This window comes from Chamaesiphon sp. OTE_8_metabat_110 (genome assembly GCF_031382685.1).
In the GTDB taxonomy this organism is placed as follows: Bacteria; Cyanobacteriota; Cyanobacteriia; order Cyanobacteriales; family Chamaesiphonaceae; genus Chamaesiphon.
In genome coordinates this window covers 1-2475 of record NZ_JANMZA010000574.1, presented here as the reverse complement: position 1 = coordinate 2475, position 2475 = coordinate 1, and the positions used below count along the sequence as shown (strand labels likewise).

Annotated in this window: 2 protein-coding genes; both read right to left on the bottom strand. The window is 45.9% G+C overall.

Translation table 11 applies throughout. The features are described from left to right. Positions 1 to 200 precede the first annotated feature (200 nt). Entirely contained in the window at positions 201 to 1382 is a 1182-nt protein-coding gene (locus RMO52_RS20820) for a relaxase/mobilization nuclease domain-containing protein (RefSeq protein ID WP_310418106.1), read from the bottom strand. 1 nt (position 1383) lies between these two features. Then, a complete protein-coding gene (locus RMO52_RS20815; protein ID WP_310418102.1) occupies positions 1384 to 1803 on the bottom strand; it encodes a plasmid mobilization protein in 420 nt (139 codons plus the stop codon). Between the last annotated feature and the right edge of the window lie 672 nt (positions 1804 to 2475).

The following is a 2475-nucleotide window of genomic DNA, read 5'->3' as shown; positions in this document are numbered from 1 at the left end:
CAAAAGGCACCGCCATCGCTCTGGGCCGAATTATTCTCAAGCTAGAAATATCAGCCCGTCCACATCAGAAACGGGGGAATTTTCAGATGACATTTACCAACTTAATCGAGCGATTACTCTGACTATCAATGGGGAAAATCGTCAATGACAACGCGCAAGCCAATCGAAGCTTGCGCGTTGTCATTAAACATCAAACTTTATTACATTGATAGACCATCTTCCTCGTATTCACATCGATCCTGGTCTAGATCGCTAACAACATAAGCATCAATGCTAGTAAATTCATCCACTGGATCTAAAGCCTCATGCTGAAGGGAAGTTTCAAACTTCTTGGACTCTACCCCATTAAAGCGTTCGAGTTGTTCGACATCTCTTTTCTCGACATGGGGAAAACCAACAGGTTCCCACCTACCATCCTTTGTCTGAGTCGCCTTGAGCATCAGCCGATGGGGTCGCATCCGTACCACAGTCAGAGTGTCCCCATCTAATTTAATATCTGCCCGACTGTTCTTAAACTTTATACCCTGTCCCAATTTCATCACTGCCATTTCCACCGCTCGATCGAACATTGCTCGATCGAGCTTACTCAACCGCACAGGTTGTTCTTGGCTCTTAATATTGGTCGCTTTCATGAGCGGGAGATCGTCAGCAGTGACAGACACTCGATCGTTCACCACAGCCCAACTTGCTCCAATATCGCTACCCTTACAGACTTCACCATCCTTGAGGTAGGTAATGCCCATGACATTATCGTTCTTGCTGATGTTGAATCTGACATCGATATCGGACTGCGCCAATCGATCGAGCCAAGTTTTGAGATCTGGACGATCTTTGAATGAATCAGCAACAAAATGAGCGAGATCGGAATCTAGCTTCAGCCCCAGAGCCTTCTCGCGCTTAACCTCCCAAGATGATGCTACTTGCCGCAATCCAAAGTCAATCTCGGCTTCGCGGAGGATCGATTGCATCCGATAGGCTTCCCAGGATGGATCGACACGTTTGCCATCGTAGTCAACCGCACTGGTGATGATATGAATATGGTCGTGGTCGTGGATGGTGTCATGCCCAGGATCGTCTCGATCGTGTGCGACGACAAGGTAGGGAGTTTCCTGATATCCCAAACCATCTAGCAGTCTCAAGGCGATCGCTTCCTTGAGCCAATCTTCAACCACCCCATCTTCGGGAGCAAATGAGACTGAAATATGTTTGACGGGTTTAGATATGCGGGGATTACCGTTACTAATTCTCCTGAACTCGCGGGCTAAATCGCTAGGAGTATCACTCGCCATATTCTCACTGAGGATACGTGGCTGTTTTTCTTTATCTAGGACATAGCCAAGCAATCCGCCAAAACCACCACCACCACCGATAGTCCCAATCATCTTAATTATTGTGCTTTTTTTGAAGGCTCAGAATCGAGCGAGTGGCTCGATAGCTTTCACTGGCAATCTGTTCTAGTCGTGCAATATCGAGATCGACAGGTACGCCCATTTTGAGCAGAGTATTTAAGGCTCTTGCAATTTGGTTGAGGTTGTTCCCCTGACAACTGAGTTCTTTTCTAATCAGTGCTAATTCTCGATATTGGAGGGTATCGAGACTTTTGAGGGGCTTGGGTTTAAAACGGCGAACGGATTTTAACGCCTGGTGGCGGAGATAGTCAGAGCGATTCAGATTGAGCTTGCGGGCTTGTTCCTCGATCGTGTCTAATTCATCATCAGTCAGCCGGAGCGTAATGTTATTGACTCTCTTAGGCTGAACTAAGATAATTTCTTCGGTTTGTGAGGCAATCTGTTTTGGTGACACTATCGCTTACGCCTTACTACAGCTCGTCTGATTTTAAAGTTGGTTTACAAACCGCTCCCAATCTACATCGTGACGGTACTGTTACGTCAAGTAATATGATTTTGGTGAGATTTTAGGGGCTAACCAAGGTAGTTGGAACCTTCAATTATGGGTTAGCGGAGAGGGGGGTTAAGGGGGGAAAGCCCTTACCAGCTACCGATCGAATCGCCAGATTCGACGAGTGTGCAACACGAGAGGTACTGCTGGTTCCTCCTCCCCACAACCAGATCCAGGTCGTACTCAATTCTACGCTTTCACTAATAGATTCGGATCGGCACAATTGCGGGTAAATTCTAGAGTTGCTAAGTAATATTCGGTGAAGTTACTAATGAGAATCAAGGCGATCGGGCAGTGAGATCGGTCATCTGGCTGGAGTATGATAGCAGTATCAGCCTATCTTACAGCTATTTTACTGCACTCATATTACTATCATACTGGCATAATCTAGGAATATCTTAGAGCTGTTTTATGACTCAAGCAATATTTCATGACGTAATCAAAATATCTATCTCTAATAGGGAGCATCCACTTTCGGCAGAGCGGCAAGATGTGGGAGAATTAAGGAGAAAAAAGTCAGGGATCCAGAGAAATGAGTCAAGATAAGAAAGAGCGGATAGCAGCGTGTATTAAAGA

Bases quoted from the DNA above. Each gene is read 5' to 3' on its own strand.
- RMO52_RS20820 (WP_310418106.1), bottom strand. From the start codon at position 1,382: ATGATTGGGACTATCGGTGGTGGTGGTGGTTTTGGCGGATTGCTTGGC.